Below are 18,067 nucleotides of genomic sequence, written 5' to 3' on the forward strand. Positions count from 1 at the left end.
GAATTGCCTTCTCCAACAAGCGTTGGTTGCACTTCTTCATGCTGTTCGTACCTGTCACAGGCTTGTGGATGAGCTCCATTGGCATCGTTGGTTTAGCATTAAACCTGCGCGCCTATGACTTCGTTTCCCAAGAATTGCGCGCGGCTGAAGATCCTGAGTTTGAAACGTTCTACACTAAGAATATTCTGATTAACGAAGGTATTCGTGCTTGGATGTCTCCGATCGACCAACCTCACGAAAACTTCATGTTCCCAGAAGAAGTTCTTCCTCGCGGTAACGCACTGTAATCAGCGCTAGTTATCAAAAAAGTCAACATTCTCAAAGGATTAAGATAAAGCAATTTAGGTTTTATCCTCAATGTTGAAAAAGCTCCCACCAATCGGTGGGAGCTTTTTTGTTTCGCTTTTTTTGTTTCAAAGCCGCGCATTTCCCGCTTGACACCAAACCCAACAGCCGAGCAATCCGTTCAATAGCTCGATCGTCCGCTAGCAACTCGAAGATCGAGCGAAAACCTCGCAGCAGCAGTAATTTGCCCAAAGCTGGCAAAAATATCAATTTGCATTCCCCCAGTTCTAATTCCTTGTGTTATTATAGTAATTGTGATAGCTGGAATGATACTCAGAACGCAGGTTCTTTCAGTAACGCTGGCAATAGCTAGCGCACAAATCCTGACACCAAATCTTGTATTTGGGTCAGGTGCGTTCAAATATAAACCATTTAGTAAAACTTGGAGGTGATGCCCATGATAGAAAGTAGTAAACGCATGGGTCATCAGATTGGAAACTACCGGCTGTGCGCCGGGGCCGCTCACTAGCAGTCAGCCGTCGTTTCCAACGGGAAACGAATTCCACGGGGAACCAGGCTGAGCTAGGGATTCTCCCGGCAGTCAGGTTCTAATCTGAAGACCCGCTAGACCGCTCTCATAAATAGTGTTACATCTTGAGTATTAAAACTTGAGCCTCAACACTATTTTTGAGAGCGGATAGTTTTTTGTAGGATTTTCCGCAGGTGGGCTGTGAATATGCCACACTCATCCCAAAATACCAAAAAAAATATGGCTGACCTACTTAACAAGACGGAAATTCAAGAGCGCGCTAGTCAATTGTCAGGCTGGACAGTTGAAGGCAAGCAACTGCAATGTACCCGTTTATTTAAAGATTTTATCGAAGCGATCGCCTTTGTGAATAAATTGGTCGCCCCCTCAGAAGCCGCAGGACATCACCCAGATATCAAAATCTCCTACAACAAAGTAACAGTTAATTTGACAACTCACGATGCCGGAGGGTTAACTGAAAAAGATTTTGCGCTAGCCCAAGAAATTTCTACGCTACATTAAAACAGTTCCGCTTTGTCCGACAGGAGCCGCTGCATCTAGCGACAGTCCACAATCGCCACAAGCTCGCCAATAAAAAAATCGACTCTGGGTTAAAATCGGGTGTGAGAAAGTCGAGATGCAAAAAGTCCAATGTATAAAAGGCTGTTCGCCATCCTCCGACCATGATCGTATTTGAAAAGCCAGAGTTATTGAACGAGTCTGCTGAAAGAACCGAGCTGATAGAAAAGCTTCTGGATATTGGCGCTGCTCTGTCGAGCGCTCAAGATTTAGGCGGTTTGTTAAATTTAATTTTATCCAAAAGTAGGGAAATTACCAGCAGCGATGCGGGCAGCGTTTACTTAGTAGACCGCAGCGACGAAAAACCTAAGCTGCTGTTCAAGGTAGCCCAAAACGCTTCTAAACCGAGCCTGTCGTTTAAAGAGTTTGCGCTGCCGCTGACAGACAAAAGTTTGGCGGGTTACGTAGCAATTACAGGTCAAAGTTTGAACCTGTCGGATGCCTACGACTTACCCCCAGCCGTACCTTACCAGCTAGATACCAGTTTTGACAGGGATATTAATTACCGCACTTGCTCGGTAATGGTGTTACCGATGCAAAACAGAGAAGGCGAGACAATCGGCATACTGCAACTGATCAATCGCAAAACAAAGGCAGATACGGTGCTGACAGCCGAGAATGCCTGGGAATCGACGCAGCAGTATTCTTTGTGGGAAGAAAGAATAATTCGATCGCTCGCATCTCAAGCAGCAATCTCGATCGAGCGCAATCATCTCCAAGAAAGTATAGAACATTTGTTCGAGGGCTTCGTCAAAGCCAGCGTGCAAGTCATAGAAGCCAGAGACCCCTGTACCTACGGCCATTCAGAACGAGTAGCAGCCCTGACAGTGCGCCTGTCAGAAGAAGTAAACGCCGTCAGCAACGGATGGCTGCGCTCCGTCTACTTTAACAACCGCCAAATTCAAGAAATTCGCTACGCAGCCCTGCTGCACGATTTTGGTAAAATCGGAGTGCCAGAAGCAGTTTTGACCAAACAGAAAAAGCTCTACCCCGCACAGCTAGAAATCATCCGCCACCGCTTTGGCTTAGCTCAGCGGACAATGGAAATGGAATGCGTCCAGTCTAAATATAAATATTTGCTAGAGCATTCAGCCTACCGAAAACATCCCAGCGAAGAGCCAGAGTGCGTTCAATGCCAGCAAATAGAAAAGCTAGACACTAAACTAGCAGAAGTAAAAACCAGATTGGCTCAATATTGGGAAATCCTGATCGAAGCCAACGAACCTCACATTTTGGCAGAAGAACCCTTAGCTCAACTGCGAGAAATTTCTGGGCAAACTTATAAAGATATCGACGGGGCAGTTAAACCCCTGCTGACTCCCGACGAGATCGTGCAATTGATGGTGTCGAGGGGCAACCTGACAGCGGAAGAACGATCGGCAATAGAATCTCACGTAACTCACACTTACGAATTTCTCAGCCAAATTCCGTGGACAAAAGATTTAAAAAATGTTCCCCAAATCGCCTACGGACACCATGAAAAACTCGACGGTACCGGCTATCCGCGAGGACTGAAAAACTCTGAAATCCCAATTCAGGCGCAATTAATGACGATCGCGGATATTTACGACGCCCTGACAGCGGGCGATCGTCCCTACAAACGAGCTCTGCAGACAGAGGCAGCGATGAAAATTTTGCGGCAAGAAGCAGCTCACAACAAAATCAACGCCGATTTGTTAGAATTGTTCGATTGCCGCCAAGTCTTTAGCGTCCTCGGACACAGCTTGGATGGTAAAGTCGCATCAGCCTAGACGACTAGGGCGTGCTGTGCTAAAAAAGTAGAGAGGCGATCGGGCTTTTGGATGCAAGCAGTCAAATCAATCGACAGCCTAAGTCTTGTCAGGTTTTGAGGCAGTCGATGGCAGGGTAAAAAATACGCCCTCAGCAGCAGCCGATCGCATCCATACACTCAGTCAGACCAAAAGAATCAAAAGAAAAAGTGAATTTTAGGTCTTTTTTTGCAGTATGCTAGTGGAGCAACTACTGACGGCATAGAAGACTAGAAAAGTTTCTCTGTAATCGGTGTGAGGATGAGAGTGAATATGTCGAAATTTTTGTGGAGTTACCTATTAATCAGCCCAGCAGTCTTAGGAGCTACCCTAGTAGTTTCTTCGAGCGCGATGGCAGCAAACGCTCAGCCCGGTGCTGATGCGCTCAAGCCTCAAGCTGCCAAAGCTGAAACTGCTGAAACCTCGGAAGCGAAAGTCAATGCTTTAGCAGCGGTTGACGAAACTACCGCAGCAGCCGATCGAATCGCAGAAAATTCCCCAGCCGCTGGCATAGAAACAGAGCCAGCGATTGCAGCTTCAGGCACGGCTGCAACAGAAAGCGCGATCGCCACAGCCAACACAGCCCCCGCAGCGGAAAATCCCGAAGCGGCAGCACCAAAACCTGCAACTGAATCTCTAGCAGCAGTTGAACCCACAGTCGCTCAACCGTTAGAAAATTCAGCGGCTGCGAAACTAGAAAATCCAGCCCCGACAGCTACGGCTATCCCAGAGATCCTCGGTGCAGTTCAATTAGAAACTACCGCCCCGGCAGCGGCAGCCCCGGCAGAACAAACAGCACAGGCTGAACCTGTAGCCCAAACTGTCGCACCACAAGCTCAAAACCCAGCCGCCACATTAGAGCAGCTCAATCAGTACAGCAGCGAAGGTGCAGCAGGTGGCGAAACTCAAGGTCAAGTCACCTCAGTATCTCAACTTTCTGACGTGCGGCCTACAGACTGGGCATTCCAAGCACTGCAATCCCTAGTCGAGCGCTACGGCTGTATTGCCGGGTATCCCGACGGCACCTTCCGCGGCAACCGGGCAATGACCCGCTACGAATTCGCAGCCGGTTTAAACGCTTGCTTAGACAAGGTTAGCGAGCTGATCAGAGCAGGCAGCGGCAACTTAGCTACGAAAGATGACTTGGCAGCCCTCCAACGGCTCCAAGAAGAATTTGCAGCAGAACTGGCAACCCTGCGCGGCCGCGTCGATGCTCTCGAAGCTCGGACATCCGAACTCGAAGCCAACCAATTCTCAACTACTACCAAACTGACTGGGGAAGCAATTTTTGCCCTCAGCGACGACTTTGGCGGCAACGATGGCTTGTTTGGCAGAGGCAATGACAGAATCATCGGCAAGGGTAACAATGAGACCGTCTTCCAACAGCGGGTACGTCTCAACTTAAATACCAGCTTTACCGGCAGAGACTTGTTACTTACCAGGCTTCAAGTCGGAAACGGTCAAAGATTTAACCTTGGGGCTACCAGCGAAGGCACTCAAACTTGGAACGTAGTTGGCAGAACCGACAACGTTGTTGCCCTAGACAGCTTGCTATACAAGTTTCCTGTAGGTCAAAACCTGAACGTTACCTTGGCAGCTAACGCTGGCGTTTGGGACGACATTATGCCGACTGTCAACCCTTACTTTGAAGACTATGACGGTGGCAACGGCTCCCTGAGCGCCTTCGGACAGCGCAACCCGATTTACCGCTTGGGTGGCGGTGCGGGTATCGGCTTTGACTATGCCTTCGGTGGCAGGGGCTTGCTGGGCGGCGTGTTCGGCCCGACTTCTCTGTCCTTCGGCTATTTGGCCTCAAGTGCAGCCAGTCCTGCTAAGGGTTCAGGCTTGTTCAACGGCGACTACGCCGCGATGGGACAGTTGACTTTTACCCCCGGACGCAACTTGCAAGTTGCTTTCAACTACAACCACGGTTACTTTAGCCGAGGTAACTTCGGGTTTGACAATGCTTTGGGAAGCGGCCCCGATAATCTCGGCGGTTTCACTGGTACCGGTGTGGCTAATTCCCTCAACGGTTTGAGTGACGGCTTCCCCGGTTTCCGGGCTCGCAAAGTGGTCAGCAACTCCTACGGCGCTCAGGCTTCTTTCCGTCTCAGCCCGAGATTTATAATTGGCGGCTGGGGTGGTTTAACGAATGCTCGCATTCTCGGCATCGGCGATGCGAAAATTTGGAACTACGCTGTCACCTTGGCTTTGCCTGATTTAGGAAAAGAAGGCAACTTGCTGGGCTTTGTGGTAGGTCGCGAGCCTTACTTGGATAAACTTGATGCTCCCGGCAATTTGGATAACTTCAAAAACGATACTTCGTGGCACTTTGAAGGTTTCTACAAGTTCAAGGTTTCGGATAACATTGCTGTGACTCCGGGCGTAATTTGGATTACTAACCCCAATCAAAACAATCGCAACGATGACATCATTATTGGTACTCTGAGAACTACTTTTACGTTCTAAGAGCCGATTAGAGGAGGCAGGACGGGTCATACCATCTCTGCAACTCTAGCCAAATTTAGCCCTGCTTATTGCAGGGCTTTTTTGTGAGGTGGACGAATAAGGAAATTAATCCCTTCAAAAAACTTGCGAGAAGCCCCTATTTTGCAGAGGGCTAAACGTTAAAGGTGACACCTTCTTCACCTGACTCCAAAACCCGAAAGTCTAATTGCTCAAAGAAGCGATCGCGCGATCGCATCTTATACATCTTATTTAAAAGCTTTTTTCCCCACCTTCCTCTTCCACCAGCACCCCAAGCCAAAAGCTAAACCAACACCTGCGATCGTACTAGGTTCCGGCACAGTTTCAGACTCAGACTCGTACTCATAGGTGAAAGTAAGTGTTGAATCAGCCGCGACTGTGCCCGCGTAAGTTCCAGTTCCAGGCGTTCCTAAAACTTTAACAGTACCCATTGCCGCAATACTAGCAGCAATTAAATCCCCCGCACATCCACTAAACATATTTAGAGACTGCGGCGAACTGTAACTCCTTGAAACAATACCACTCGCACTCCCACCTCTAGCCCCCGCCGCCCCCGATTCAATACTCATTTCCGGCGGATTTGCAAACAAACTCAAAACCAAATTGGGGTCAGCTTTTAAACTCGGTAAATTCACAGCAATCTGAGCGTTCGTTACCGCCGTACCAGTAAAATTGCTAGCAGGAACAATACCGATCTCCCTGTTAACCGTTGACTGAACTGTAACATAAGCCTTTAACAGCGTCCCCAACAGCGAATGAAACTTAGGAAACACCCCATTCAGCGTACTATTAACTGGCTGCTGGTTCAAATTTACCGTATAAGTTTGCGTGAGAACAGCAGCTTGTACAGGAATTGTAAACTCATGGAAAGCTAAGCTAAGAACCCCAGAAACAACCGCTATTCCTAACTTTTGATATCCGTTCATTGCGACACACTCCTAAATAATCACTCATCTTTCCAATCCGTAAGTCCTGTTTAACTGCCAAACAGCAGGTAAAACTTAGAAAAATCGATAAACCTCGGCATATTTTTCAACGTCCAATGAACAACAATAGAGAAAAGATAACTTAAAACCCAGACCGTATAAGCTATGCAAAAAGGAGCATAAGCAGCCAAAGTCCAGCAGTCTGAAGGCTCTTCCCAAATCTGTTCTCGCCGCAGCAAACGAGCGTAAAATTGAAAAGACCTCGATCGCAAATTGTTAATCCCAGTCAAAGCAACTAGCAAATAATAGCCATCAAACTTATTCAAAGGGTTGAGGTTAAAAACTACAGTTACAAGCGTAGCTACCATCAGCAAATAGCTAGCAAAATGCCAACCAGGGTTAGGCTTAGACAAAACCCAAACCCAAACCGAAAAAGCCCAGATAGCCACCTGCACCAACACGCCTGCTGCTACTACAAAAACGCGCTGCTTCCGCCTCACTAAACTGTACTGATCTGTGGTATCTGTATAGCAGCCCGGTATCAAGCACAAAAACAGCAGCCCCATTTCTGGGACAACACCGCCGTAATGCTTCAAAGTAAAAGCGTGACCTAATTCGTGCAGACCAACTACTAGCATAATCAGTAGCACAAATGTTACCAGAGTTGTAAATTCCCCTGTTGCCCAAACCTGTTGATTGGAAGCAGAAACCTCGTCACCCAAAGCCAGCCATACAGCCAGAGAAGCACCGATTAAAACACACAGAAAAAAGCTCAATTGCCACGTCCAAATCCAGCGGAGTTTAGCTGTGTGTTTGGTTAGCCAAGCATCGGGATTGAACAGGGGAATTTGGAAAGACAATAATTGCTGAATGTTGAATCTGTTTGGGGGTGGTTTTTGAGGTTGGGTGCCCTCTAACATTCCCGTTTCTGCTAGCATCCGCAGCAAGTATTGCAAATCCTCCAAAGTAATGTCATATTCCGATGCGATATCGCCGATCGGCTGGAAGCCAAACTGTGACACTACCTCTTTGTCAGAAATGTCAACTTGCAAGCAAGTTACGCCTTCGGAGTTGCGGAGTATCCAATAGCCGTCTGGGTGCGGTATCCACTGTACCGTTGATTTGAGTTTTGGGCCAGAAAAAATTGTTCGAGAATCTTCACTCGGATTTTGAGATATAGATTTCTCCTTTTCCCTAGTTAAGTCGGGGCACAATTTTTCTTGACTTTCTATGCGTGCAAATTTTTCACCATTTTGGATGATGTTGGGAGTTATAAATTGTAGGCTGCACAGAAAAACATTGGCAATGTCAGCAATTTGTATTTTGCTATACATAGAACCGACTTTGTATTGATTAATACCCAAAGCAAGATTGTGTTTACAACTTGCGATCGCTGCATGATTTACATGGTACTGTTTAATTAGCGAATTTTCAAATTTACGTAGTTAACTAATATACTCAATTAACTGCCTGGATTTTCAAGGTCACTACTAAACGGGGGCTTAAGTGTATGGGTTGGCATTCAAAAGGCTTTCAAGTCCGCAAAAATAAAGGGGTTGAGAACTCTCCCCCAAAAACTCGTCGCCCGCAAAAGACATTCATCTTGGAACGAATCATCACCCCCAGCGCCCTAGTCCCCGGTGGTGTCGATGACCATGACGCCCTGCATCAGATTCTCAACTCTCTAAGTTTTCTAAGTTTTGACCTTTCAGACTGGGCCCAAAAATTTCATCACACCCTAGCCCACGCGACAAATTTACACTTATTTGCAGATAGCGGTGCGGGTACTTGCCCAACTTCCCCCGATGGCGACTTGCCACCGATTATTGACTTTGACCCATTGGGCTTGCATCAACCACCAACACCAACACCAGGGCCTAACATTCAAGGAGCTTTTGATACGCTGCCGCCCCCAATTATACTGCCCGTCGATCCGCCTGGAACCAATAATAAAGTACCTACCGATTTAGGTGGCGCTTACACATTTACAGCCAAAACAGCATCAGGTAATAACGAAACAGGGAAAGCTAACCAATACACCTTTAACATCACCAATTCCGAACTCAATTCCACAGTTTCGGACACTGTACTCGTCGGGATTTCAGTCGAATCAAAAGACGGCAGTCAAGGACTACCTGAACTACCAGAAATAGATAAACTCACACCAATTCTCACATCAACCAATACAAATAGTAACTATTCCCTATTTTCCATCAATCGTTCTGGCTTAAACCTGCTTAATATCAACAGCGCATCGAGGGTTGCATACACTCTAAAACTGAACGTAGCAGGCGATATCAACAGCGACGGCCGAGTTGATACAACAGACAGACAACTGCTAGATAACGCTCTAGGCCTCACAGCAACAGACCCCGGTTATACAATTGACCTCGACATCAACCGCGATGGAATCATCAACTCAGTAGACCAAACTCTCCTCAACAGCAACTTCGGCTTCATTGCCAATAAGCCGCCTGTCACCTCGCCATTCTCAACCAGTACCCATGCAGAATTGGAGACAGTCATACCCTTAATCGGTAAAGCAACAGACCCCGAAGGCGACTCCATCTCCTACAACGCACTCAATCCAGTTAACGGTACGGTGCTGTTCGATTCTATTACTAAAACCGCTACCTTCAAACCCGCACCAGGATTCTCAGGTATTGCCAGCTTTGAATTGGCGGCCAGCGACGGCTATAACTGGGGAGTACCAGCCAAAGTAACAGTTAACGTCAGCGGAGCCCCGCTGATTTCTTTGGATTTCGCCAATCGCAACCCTCAGCTTGATGCTGGAGACAGTACAGAATTGATAGTGCTAGGCGACTTTGCCGACCAAAAAGGTGTAGTGCTGCCAGATTCTTACTTAACATACACTTCGTTAAATCCAGGTGTAGCACCCATTGACGCTTTCGGGAAAGTGACAGGTTTAGCTGACGGAACTTCAATTTTTAGCGCCTCTCACAACAACATTCAAGCCGTGACTGCGGCGCGAGTAGGCGAACTGCCAATTCCTGCCAGCGATGACGAGTGGAATGCGCTACTGGCAGAGATTTACGGTTTGGATGTTTACCCGCAAGCAGTAACATTAACAACAGGAGTAAAGCGCTCATTACTGGTAGGAATTGAAGGTCTTACTGACTCTCCAGACCTGAAATTTGGCTCTACTGGCACTCGCTACTTCGTCAGCAACCCCAATGTATTGCAAGTGAATTCAGACGGCGTAATTACTGCTGTAGGTGAAGGAATTGCCAGCGTCACCGTCATTGACGGAGCAGCAGAAAAGGTAGTTCCAGTGCGGGTAAAAACGCCTTTGATGGGCCCTGCTATTTTGGGAGTTGATGGCGGAGTAGTGCAAAGCAGCGACGGCTCAACAGTAATGGTAGCTCCTACTGCTTTAAAGCAAGATACAACAGTTAGCATCACGTCGTTAAGCAGCGCTTCACTGCCACTGCCATTCCCCGACAGCATGGAGTTTGCTGGGGGATTCAATTTGGACTTGGGGAACACCCCCTTGAATATACCCGTCCAATTGGCAATTCCCGCCCCAGTTGGCGTACCAATCGGCACCGAAGTTTTATTTATGCGGAAGGGGTCGCTACCGAACGCTGCTGATAGCTGGAACGATACTTGGCTGATACAGGAATCAGGGGTAGTCGGTGCAGACGGAATGATTCGCACCACTTCGCCACCTTTTCCAGGAGTTACTGAAAGCGGTACTTATACAATTGGATTATTGCCCGCAGGAATGCCATCAGTCAGTTCAATTGTTAAGGCAGGCACAAAGGCTAATTCTGGACTCATCAACCTTTCGACTAACCTCAACTTTGAGAATAGCTATTTAGGAGCACAAACGGGTGGAATTGGTGCAGTCTCCGCCACAGAAAATCAATTCGAGGCGACAACATCACTATTAGCTTACTTGGCGCAATCTTCAAACAAGCCGCTGGAAATGATCGGAATTCCCAAAGTTGGGGAAACTGTCGTCACTACGGCTCAGGTACAACTGAATACAGAAGGAGTTCCGAAAGTCTCGGCAGTTCTCAATGGGCCCGACACTGGGCTAGCAGTTCCCCTAGAACCGCCGTCGCTGGAGTCGGCCCAACTGGAGTTCTCCAACAGCGAGCCTGTGATATTCTTGACAGGCAGCAATTTCCTCAATGGACTCAACGGCAATCTGGGCGCGAGTTTCGGGGATTTGAATGTTGACTTCAAAGTGGGAGGTAAGAATTACTTTGGTACTGTTGTGCCGGGACTCAGCAGCGCACTTGGAGAAAACCGCTATAAAGTGGCGGTAAAAGCTCCTATCAGCGTACCTCTGGGCGAGTCGGAAATTGTACTGTCGCGGCAGCAGAAAGAGCGTTTTGGTCCAGGCCCTCTTGATTCTGATGTGGTCAAGCGTTCGAGTTTTGAAGACCTTCAGTTAGAGCCTGTATTTTCAGATTTGATACTGGTAGCACAGCGGAGTGCTGACAAAATTAGGGTAATTGATGCCCTGAGTTCAGTTCAGAGTCCGTCGGACCCGCAACAGAAGCCTCCCAAGGATTTGTCGGTGGGGACATTGGGGACAACTTTGTTAGACCGTCCGGGACAGTTAGCTGTCACGAGTAATGCGACTCGCGCTTATGTACCTTTGGAGAGGACGGGGCGGGTGGCTGTGGTTGATTTGCTGGCGCGACGGGAGGTGGATGCTGATGCTTCGACAGCAGATGTCGATGATATTAATTTGCCCAGTGGTGCGTCTCCTGGGGCGATATCTATTGACCGCTGGAATAATTATGCTTACATCGCGGACTCGGGGCGGGGAAGCATCTATGTTCTGGATGTCAATCCTGACTCGGCTAGCTATAACCAAGTTGTCCAGACTATCTCAGTTGATGCGAAGTCAGGGCTACGCCAGATTGCTATTAGCAGTGACGGGCGCAAGCTGTTCGCTACTGCGGCTGATGGTTATATTTACGCTGTGAATATTGACCCAGAAGACCAGCCTAGGGTGCCGAATTCTAATCCTCGGAAGTGGTGGGAGCAAATTGGAAAGGTTTTGACTCCTACAGGGGCTTGGGGGTTGGCTGCAACTCCTGACCCGCTCAAAATGGTTTTTACCAATGGTAACCCGAACACAGACGGAAGCGGTTTTGGGGTGCTGACGGTGAGTGATAACCCTCTCAATTTGGCTCCCACAACTCTCTACACGAATTTAACCCTGACTGATAATAACAATGTCTTTGAGGTGAATGAGGGGGTGGCTGTAACGGTGACGGCTGATGGAAAGTATGCGTTTGTGGCGGGTCGTAACAGTAAAAAAATCCTTGAACTTGATGCCAATCCGCTGGCGGGGGGAAATATTGGGATTATTAAAGATCCGTTGGGGCCAAATCCGAAATTAGTTGCTGCTACTGAACCGGTGCCGGGGAGTTTAACTAATAATGTGGCTCTTTCTGGTGATGGGAAGTATCTGATTGGTTCTTATCCTACTCTCAGTGGTGGTGGAAATGCTTACGTCTTTGATGTGGAGGAAATTATTAAGACTGTTGAAAATCCTGCTTACGCTTTGACAACGCGGGCTGTTGAGAAGTTTAATCCGAATATCATACCAACAGGTGCTATTCCGGCTGTGATTGCGATCGGTGGTAATCCTTTGGGGTTGATTGCTGCTGCTCCCGATGATCCATGCTTAACACTCATAGAGAAAATTATAGCTCTTGGTAAAGAGTTGAAAAAACGCTTCGACGATCTGCGCTTAGACGATCAGGATCTTTTTAATCGGCGTTATGAAATTACCGATCCTCCAGTCCCGCGAATTCCTCCCTTATCAGGTCGCCGGACTACAGTGACTGGCGACCCGGGTTCTTGGAAGGGACATATAAAGAAGTACAATGAAGTGAAAGATGATTTAAAAAAATTGCTCAAGGAACGTGAAGAAATGGACAATTGTGATGATTATGATCCGGATGGATACGGCGGGTCTACAATGCAGGATGCCTATGACCAAGCTTTGGAGTATAGTCAAAAACAACCTCCTGAAGAGCCAGATATCAGAAACCGAAGTACCTTACTGGCACGGGCAAATGAGCTTGGCGCACAGGTAAGAGACGGTGCTTTATGGGTAGCAGCGGGGGTAGGCGGAGCTGTTCTGATCGCACTGGAAGTAATTGCAAGGCTTCTAGGGTTAGACTTACGTTTTAGGCCTTGATAGACACGATCATTTATGACAAAACAAAACTGTTTGGAACTTGATTTTTCTTGGAAAGATGGGGAAAGCTCGGAGTATTTGGAAGCTTTGTCTTTACCCACTTTACCGTGGGCGGCTCCTTTCCTACCGTTGCTGGGATTGCCAAATGCTCTATTAGAGCAACCATCTATATGGGAGTCAATTTATACCCAGGCTTTTATTGAGCATAAGACTCGCTATCGTATGAGGGATTGGACAGGCACACATGGGGAGCGAGGCGAGCTTGTACGGCAGGTAATTGTGAAGGCGTTGCCCCTGCTAGCACAGCAGATGGGACGGAATGTGGCAATTGATTTAGAGAAATGGGTCAGGTTTCACTTCTTCTGTCTTGAAGCCAAAAGAGCGATGAGAGAGTGGGAAAGAACTCTTCGGATTGCCTATTTTTCGCCAAATTCCCGTAAGTATCAGAGAAAAATTCCTCCACCCGCCGTCTTAGTGCCGATATTGCCAGAAATTCAGGAATTGGTGGATTTAGATCGCAGAACCGAGATCAATCATGCTTTGGAGCGTGTTGCCCCACCACCTCCATACGAGCAGATTCCCTACGAATATATGGAACATTGTTATGAAATGACCATGATTTCGGTGGTACTCGATCAAGCGCTGACTTTGAAAGCTTTGCAAACAATTGCCTCTAGACTCAATGACACGGAACGTTCAGAAGTGGTAACGTGGGCGCAGGCTCAAGCTCTGATTATGTATAGAGATGGTAAGCCAGAGAATCTGTGTGGAGATAAGTATTTGCAAGTTGAACTTCCCTGCTTTGATGTTCCATCATTACTTGATTTTTCTACTTTAGATGAGAGTGCTTGACGGAAGCCACCACGAGGATAAGGCCGTAGATTAACGATCGCTACTTAATATAATGTGCAGTCAATCAACTAAAATAATTAGCGATCGCATCTCATTTTACTCATCATTAGAGGTAAACAGAACCATGAGTAAGGAACGCGCGTTGGAATCTTTAATAAAGGAAACTAATGCGAATTTCATTCGATCTTGATGATACCCTTATTTGCGGGGAACAGGTTCCATGTGAACCCAATCGGATACCATTTTTTTTTCAATCCGTGGATTAATGAACCGTTGCGGCTAGGGTCATGCAAATTGATGAAAGAATTGAAGCAATACGGGTGTGAAATATGGATTTACACATCTTCGTATCGTTCCCCTTGTTTGATCCGCTTGTGGTTGCGTTGTTATGGCATTCATGTAGCAGGGGTTATTAATCAGACTGTCCATAATGCCTATCTACGTCGCTATTCAGGCTACGATCGACCAAGTAAGAACCCTAAAGCCTTTGGTATCGATCTGCATATAGACGATTCTGAAGGAGTAAGATTGGAAGGGAAAAAGTATGGTTTTGAAGTTGTGGTGATTTCCCCAGAAGATCGCAATTGGAATCTAGAAGTTCTTGAAGCTGTTGTGCGTCAGTTGAATCCCTGAGATGCCTATCAAATTTACGAATAAAATTTTTAGTCAGGAGATTATTACTACGAATAAAACTTTTAGTCAGGAAATTATTACTCTGCTGTTAAAAGGGGGTAGCAGGAGCTGTTACGATCGCATTGGAAGTAATTGCAAAGCTGCTGGGGTTAGTATTGCGTGATGTCTTTATAGACACTATTATTTATGACAAAACAGAACAGTTTGGAACTTGATTTTTCTTGGAAATATGGGGAAAGCGGAGAATATTTTAAGGTTTTGTCTTTACCAACTCTACCTTGGGCTGCTCCTTTTCTACCGCTGGTGGGATTGCCAAATGCCCTACTAGAGCAACCGTCTATCTGGGAGTCCATTTATACCCAGGCTGTTATTGAGGATGAGACTCACAATCGCATGAGGGATTGGACAGGAAGTCCAGACGGGGAGAGGGGCGAACTGGTACGGCAGGTAGTCACGAAGGCGTTGTCGCTGCTAGCACAGCAGATGGGACGGAATGTGGCAATTGATTTAGAGAAATGGGTCAGGTTTCACTTCTTCTGTCCTGAAGCCGAAAAAGCGATGACAGTGTGGGGAATTACTCTTAGGTATGCCTATATTTCGCCAAATTCCCGTCGATATCATAGAAAAGTTCCTCCACCCGCCCTCTTAGTGCCAATATTACCAGAGATTGCTGAACTGGTAAATTTCGCTCGCAGAACCGAGATTAAAGACGCTTTGAAGCGTGTCGCTCCGCCCCCCCCATACGAGCAGATTCCATACGAATATATGGAGCATTGTTATGAAGAGTTGATGCTATCTCAGGTAATCGATCGATCGCTGACGTTGAAAGCTTTGCAAACAATTGCTTCTAAACTCAATGACACGGAACGTTCAGAAGTGGCGATGTGGGCGGAGATTCAAGCTCGGACTATGAGTAGATATGGTAAGCCAGAGAATCTGTGTGGAGATAAGTATTTGCAAGTTGAACTTCCCTGCTTTGATGTTCCATCATTACTTGACTTTTCTACTGTAGATGAGAGTGCTTGACGGAAGCCACCACTCCTGATAAGACTGTGGATTAATGAGCGATACATACGATCGCCCTGCGAGCCTCTTTTGCAATGAATTTATGAAAGTCAGTAAACTCCAGTGGAGAACCGGGGTATAATCAAAAGTGAGGAGTGAGAATTTGGAACTCAAAATTGAGAATGATTCTAAAATCTGACTTCGGAGTTGAGAATTCTGGAACTTTCAAGTGCAATTATGGTAGAACTCTCGTGTAAAAGCGAATACGCAATCTTGGCTTTGCTGGAACTGGCTGATTGCTACTCAGAAGGCGAGCCTCTGCAAATTCGCCAGATAGCGGCTCAGCAAAATATTCCCGATCGATATTTAGAACAGTTACTGGCTACAATGAGACGCTGCGGGCTGATTCGCAGCCAGCGAGGAGCTAAGGGCGGTTATATCTTGGCCAGGGAACCGTGGAAAATTACATTGCTGGAAATTATTAACTGTCTCGAAGGCTCAGAATTAGATCGCTCCCAAAAAGACTCGCCGGCTCAAACGGTAGAAAGTGCTGTAATTTGGGAAGTTTGGCAAGAAGCGCGATCGACTGCCAACTCGGTTTTGCAAAAATATACGCTACAGGATCTGTGCGAAAAGCGCAATGGCAGGCGACAGCTCGATATCATGTATTACATCTAGTTACTATTGCCAACGAGCAATTAACAATTTACTCTCAACAAACAGACAAAGATTATGCGTATTGCTGGCGACATTACAGAATTGGTCGGACACACACCCCTGGTGCAACTCAACCGCATTCCCCAAGCCGAAGGCTGCTTGGCTCGAATCGTGGTCAAACTCGAAGGCATGAATCCGGCAGCATCGGTAAAAGACCGGATTGGTGTGAATATGGTCAATCAAGCCGAGGCCGAAGGGCTGATTACTCCAGGAAAAACGGTTTTAGTGGAACCGACTTCTGGCAATACCGGAATTGCTTTGGCAATGGTGGCGGCGGCGAAGGGCTACCAGTTGATTTTGACAATGCCCGATACGATGAGTACGGAACGCCGATCGATGCTGCGAGCTTACGGAGCCCAACTAGAACTGACTCCCGGCATTGAGGGCATGAGCGGCTGCATCCGCCGCGCTCAAGAGATTGTGGACCAAACTCCCGATGCGTATATGTTGCAGCAGTTTCGGAATCCAGCCAACCCGGAGATTCACCGTTCGACAACGGCTGAGGAAATTTGGGCAGATACCGACGGTGAGGTGGATTTCCTGATTTCTGGAGTCGGCACTGGCGGCACGATTACGGGTGTTGCAGAGCTACTGAAGTCGCGGAAACCCGAGTTTAAGGCGATCGCCGTTGAGCCGGCCAACAGTCAGGTACTGTCGGGCGGAAAGCCCGGGCCTCACAAAATTCAAGGTATTGGTGCGGGTTTTGTGCCGCCGGTGCTGAATGTGGAGGCGATCGACGAGGTGATAATTGTTACCGATGACGAGGCGATCGCCTACGGGCGTCGCCTAGCTAGAGAAGAAGGACTTTTGTCGGGTATTTCCAGCGGTGCGGCACTCTGTGCGGCCTTAAAAGTCGGCAAGCGTCCAGAAAATGCCGGGAAATTGATCGTGATGATTCAGCCTAGCTTTGGCGAACGCTATCTGAGCACTCCCTTGTTCCAAGATCCAGAACTCAATCTAGCGGTGGCTGTCAACTAAATCAGCTTCCGGCGCAAGTCGCAGCAACTTTTAGCAGGGCGTAGAGTTTACGCCCTGCTGTTGTTTGTAGTGAGGAATGCAAGTCCTGATTAATATCAAATTTGCAGAAAGAATATTGTCGGCGATCGCAATTGTGCCAGTCAGAGGAATGCAAGTCCTGTTTAACACAAATCCGTCAAGAGAAGACCAAAGTCGGATGCTGCGAACTTTTTCAAGACTCAATATTTTTATAAAATCGATTTATAATAATTTGAAAACAAAAGTTTTTTACCGACAACTTTTGACATTTATATCAAATAAATAACTAATACTTTAGCAAAAAATGATATTTTTGTCAAGCACTTTTTCGCAGATTATCTAGATTTCAAGGAAATAAGAGCGTGTCTTCCGTTAGCAATCACTACAAAACCCTAAAAATTAGCCCAACAGCAACACAAGCCGAGATTAAACAAGCATACCGCCGTTTAGTCAAATTATTTCATCCAGACAGCCAGAGTAAAATAGCTGGTCACGAAGAAATTATCCGCCTCAATGCAGCCTATGAAATATTAGGAGATGCCAAGCAAAGACAATCCTACGATCGCCAAATTTCCCCAGAAAGCGAAGAATTGCGATCGCCCAGCACGTCCAACTTCAGCCGCCAGCGACAACAAACAGCGCGGGATGCCGACGAACAAATGGAACAGTGGCTGATTAAAGTATATAAACCAGTCAATAGAATGCTCAACAACATTTTGAAGCCGCTGAAAAAGGAAATAAACGAATTGTCAGCAGATCCGTTCGATGACGAACTGATAGAAAAGTTTCAAGCCTATATCGATACCAGTCGCGAATTTCTTGAAAAAGCTCATAACAGTCTTAGATCGATGCCCAATCCATCTAATCTAGCCGGAGTAGCAGCCCATCTTTACTATTGTATCAATCAAGTCGGCGATGGCATAGAAGAATTGCATTTATTTACCCTCAATTATGACTATCGCCACTTACACACAGGTCAAGAACTGTTTAGAATTGCCTCTAAACTACGACGGGAAGCACAGGATGAATTAAAAATGAGAACTTAGTTAGTTGAAGGAGAATGGGAGAGGGGGAGAATGGGAGAGGGAGAGGGGGAGAG

At 47.0% G+C, this 18,067-nt stretch carries 14 protein-coding genes and 1 pseudogene; 11 read left to right on the top strand and 4 right to left on the bottom strand.

Annotated elements, in window-relative coordinates; genetic code table 11:
- A pseudogene (locus IQ263_RS24260) lies at nucleotides 1–287 on the top strand (photosystem II D2 protein (photosystem q(a) protein)); the annotation flags it as partial.
- Between the two features lie 67 nt (nucleotides 288–354).
- On the opposite strand, the gene IQ263_RS24265 reads toward IQ263_RS24260, so the two are convergent.
- Nucleotides 355–555 carry a hypothetical protein gene (locus tag IQ263_RS24265; RefSeq protein ID WP_194070688.1) on the bottom strand — a complete coding sequence of 67 codons (201 nt, stop codon included), beginning with the start codon at nucleotides 553–555 and terminating at the stop codon, nucleotides 355–357.
- Nucleotides 556–1,054: 499 nt separating this feature from the next.
- On the opposite strand from IQ263_RS24265, the gene IQ263_RS24270 reads away from it, so the two are divergent.
- From IQ263_RS24270 to IQ263_RS24280, 3 genes are all read left to right on the top strand, one after another.
- Complete coding sequence (locus IQ263_RS24270; protein ID WP_194070689.1) at nucleotides 1,055–1,336, top strand: 4a-hydroxytetrahydrobiopterin dehydratase; 282 nt, start codon at nucleotides 1,055–1,057, stop codon at nucleotides 1,334–1,336.
- 161 nt (nucleotides 1,337–1,497) lie between these two features.
- A complete protein-coding gene (locus IQ263_RS24275; RefSeq protein ID WP_194070690.1) occupies nucleotides 1,498–3,144 on the top strand; it encodes an HD family phosphohydrolase in 1,647 nt (548 codons plus the stop codon).
- Nucleotides 3,145–3,435: 291 nt separating this feature from the next.
- The gene (locus IQ263_RS24280) at nucleotides 3,436–5,631 is read left to right on the top strand and encodes an iron uptake porin (RefSeq protein ID WP_194070691.1); all 2,196 of its coding nucleotides are present in this window, start codon (nucleotides 3,436–3,438) and stop codon (nucleotides 5,629–5,631) included.
- A 245-nt stretch (nucleotides 5,632–5,876) separates the two neighbouring features.
- Here the strand turns inward: IQ263_RS24280 and IQ263_RS24285 are convergent, their stop codons facing one another.
- The gene (locus tag IQ263_RS24285) at nucleotides 5,877–6,575 is read right to left on the bottom strand and encodes a PEP-CTERM sorting domain-containing protein (protein ID WP_194070692.1); all 699 of its coding nucleotides are present in this window, start codon (nucleotides 6,573–6,575) and stop codon (nucleotides 5,877–5,879) included.
- Between the two features lie 50 nt (nucleotides 6,576–6,625).
- Nucleotides 6,626–7,909, bottom strand: coding sequence for a M50 family metallopeptidase (locus IQ263_RS24290; RefSeq protein ID WP_194070693.1), 1,284 nt, complete (start codon nucleotides 7,907–7,909; stop codon nucleotides 6,626–6,628).
- Between the two features lie 176 nt (nucleotides 7,910–8,085).
- Here IQ263_RS24290 and IQ263_RS24295 point away from each other — a divergent pair, with 176 nt between their 5' ends.
- The 6 genes from IQ263_RS24295 (at nucleotide 8,086) to cysK (ending at nucleotide 16,950) form a co-directional block, all read left to right on the top strand.
- Nucleotides 8,086–12,765 carry an Ig-like domain-containing protein gene (locus tag IQ263_RS24295; protein ID WP_194070694.1) on the top strand — a complete coding sequence of 1,560 codons (4,680 nt, stop codon included), beginning with the start codon at nucleotides 8,086–8,088 and terminating at the stop codon, nucleotides 12,763–12,765.
- A 15-nt stretch (nucleotides 12,766–12,780) separates the two neighbouring features.
- Entirely contained in the window at nucleotides 12,781–13,617 is an 837-nt protein-coding gene (locus IQ263_RS24300) for a hypothetical protein (protein WP_194070695.1), read from the top strand.
- A gap of 297 nt (nucleotides 13,618–13,914) precedes the next feature.
- Nucleotides 13,915–14,250 (top strand): hypothetical protein, encoded by a 336-nt coding sequence (locus tag IQ263_RS24305; protein WP_228050321.1) that lies wholly within the window; start codon nucleotides 13,915–13,917, stop codon nucleotides 14,248–14,250.
- Between the two features lie 186 nt (nucleotides 14,251–14,436).
- Nucleotides 14,437–15,276, top strand: coding sequence for a hypothetical protein (locus tag IQ263_RS24310; protein WP_194070696.1), 840 nt, complete (start codon nucleotides 14,437–14,439; stop codon nucleotides 15,274–15,276).
- A gap of 216 nt (nucleotides 15,277–15,492) precedes the next feature.
- Nucleotides 15,493–15,933 (top strand): Rrf2 family transcriptional regulator, encoded by a 441-nt coding sequence (locus IQ263_RS24315; protein WP_194070697.1) that lies wholly within the window; start codon nucleotides 15,493–15,495, stop codon nucleotides 15,931–15,933.
- 54 nt (nucleotides 15,934–15,987) lie between these two features.
- On the top strand, nucleotides 15,988–16,950 hold the full coding sequence (cysK, locus tag IQ263_RS24320) for a cysteine synthase A (RefSeq protein WP_194070698.1): 963 nt from the start codon (nucleotides 15,988–15,990) through the stop codon (nucleotides 16,948–16,950).
- Between the two features lie 30 nt (nucleotides 16,951–16,980).
- Here cysK and IQ263_RS24325 read toward each other — a convergent pair whose 3' ends face one another.
- Nucleotides 16,981–17,172: a hypothetical protein gene (locus IQ263_RS24325; RefSeq protein WP_194070699.1), complete on the bottom strand. Its 192-nt coding sequence runs from the start codon at nucleotides 17,170–17,172 to the stop codon at nucleotides 16,981–16,983.
- 158 nt (nucleotides 17,173–17,330) lie between these two features.
- Here IQ263_RS24325 and IQ263_RS24330 point away from each other — a divergent pair, with 158 nt between their 5' ends.
- The gene (locus tag IQ263_RS24330) at nucleotides 17,331–18,014 is read left to right on the top strand and encodes a J domain-containing protein (protein ID WP_194070700.1); all 684 of its coding nucleotides are present in this window, start codon (nucleotides 17,331–17,333) and stop codon (nucleotides 18,012–18,014) included.
- Nucleotides 18,015–18,067: the final 53 nt, after the last annotated feature.

The sequence above is a fragment of the Tychonema sp. LEGE 06208 genome (assembly GCF_015207505.1).
Taxonomy (GTDB): Bacteria; Cyanobacteriota; Cyanobacteriia; order Cyanobacteriales; family Microcoleaceae; genus Microcoleus.

What these genes read in the sequence shown, in the direction of transcription:
- cysK (WP_194070698.1), top strand. Translation starts at nt 15,988, where the DNA reads ATGCGTATTGCTGGCGACATTACAGAATTGGTCGGACACACACCCCTG.
- IQ263_RS24275 (WP_194070690.1), top strand. Translation starts at nt 1,498, where the DNA reads ATGATCGTATTTGAAAAGCCAGAGTTATTGAACGAGTCTGCTGAAAGA.
- IQ263_RS24300 (WP_194070695.1), top strand. Translation starts at nt 12,781, where the DNA reads ATGACAAAACAAAACTGTTTGGAACTTGATTTTTCTTGGAAAGATGGG.
- IQ263_RS24305 (WP_228050321.1), top strand. Translation starts at nt 13,915, where the DNA reads ATGAAAGAATTGAAGCAATACGGGTGTGAAATATGGATTTACACATCT.
- IQ263_RS24280 (WP_194070691.1), top strand. Translation starts at nt 3,436, where the DNA reads ATGTCGAAATTTTTGTGGAGTTACCTATTAATCAGCCCAGCAGTCTTA.
- IQ263_RS24310 (WP_194070696.1), top strand. Translation starts at nt 14,437, where the DNA reads ATGACAAAACAGAACAGTTTGGAACTTGATTTTTCTTGGAAATATGGG.
- IQ263_RS24290 (WP_194070693.1), bottom strand. Translation starts at nt 7,909, where the DNA reads ATGTATAGCAAAATACAAATTGCTGACATTGCCAATGTTTTTCTGTGC.
- IQ263_RS24285 (WP_194070692.1), bottom strand. Translation starts at nt 6,575, where the DNA reads ATGAACGGATATCAAAAGTTAGGAATAGCGGTTGTTTCTGGGGTTCTT.
- IQ263_RS24270 (WP_194070689.1), top strand. Translation starts at nt 1,055, where the DNA reads ATGGCTGACCTACTTAACAAGACGGAAATTCAAGAGCGCGCTAGTCAA.
- IQ263_RS24295 (WP_194070694.1), top strand. Translation starts at nt 8,086, where the DNA reads ATGGGTTGGCATTCAAAAGGCTTTCAAGTCCGCAAAAATAAAGGGGTT.
- IQ263_RS24315 (WP_194070697.1), top strand. Translation starts at nt 15,493, where the DNA reads ATGGTAGAACTCTCGTGTAAAAGCGAATACGCAATCTTGGCTTTGCTG.